Raw genomic sequence first — 593 nt, forward strand, 5'->3', positions numbered from 1 at the left:
GCCTTACCCTTCTTAAGCTTCACTCCATTACGCTTTGCCCACGACTCGAACTCACGCTTCGTTTCCTCATCCGACAGCGGCTCCGCTGCGAGGCACGAAGTATCCCAGCGCAGGAATGAGAGTTCTTCCTCGTCGAGCGCGCTGCGCGTGTCTGCCGGGATCACTTGATACTGATCTGCGGGTGCCTTCGAACCATCGAAGAAGATTCGAATGTCTCGGCCAAACTTCGGGTCCGTAACACTGTAGGTCTTCGTAGCCCCAGTCTTCTTCGAGGTAACGGTGTTGAGACCTTTCAGCTCTTTGATTTTTCCGATCAGCGTCGGGGACAGGGCAACCACTTGCCACGGAGTCCACGTATCCGAATCCTTGTCCTTAAATCCGGTTTCGCGTTCTGTGCTCGTCGGCTTAATCTTGGTGCTCGGTTGTTGCTTTTGCAGGTGTCGGAACAGTGCGTTCATGTAGAACTTGCGGCCGACCTGAATCAGCTGGTCGTCGCGCTCGACGCCGCTATCCTTCTCATGCTGCGCGTGTGCATACCACGGGTCGTACTTCGTACTGTCAAACTGCTGCGTTTCCTGGTCATACGACGGCAG

1 protein-coding gene is annotated in these 593 nt (G+C 55.3%); it reads right to left on the reverse strand.

Annotated features, from left to right (window positions below):
• On the reverse strand, positions 1-593 hold a 593-nt coding region (locus AC1RPN_RS08120), incomplete at both ends, for a hypothetical protein (protein WP_481763703.1).

The organism is Dellaglioa sp. CoH-57-MRSF-20, from assembly GCF_056781955.1.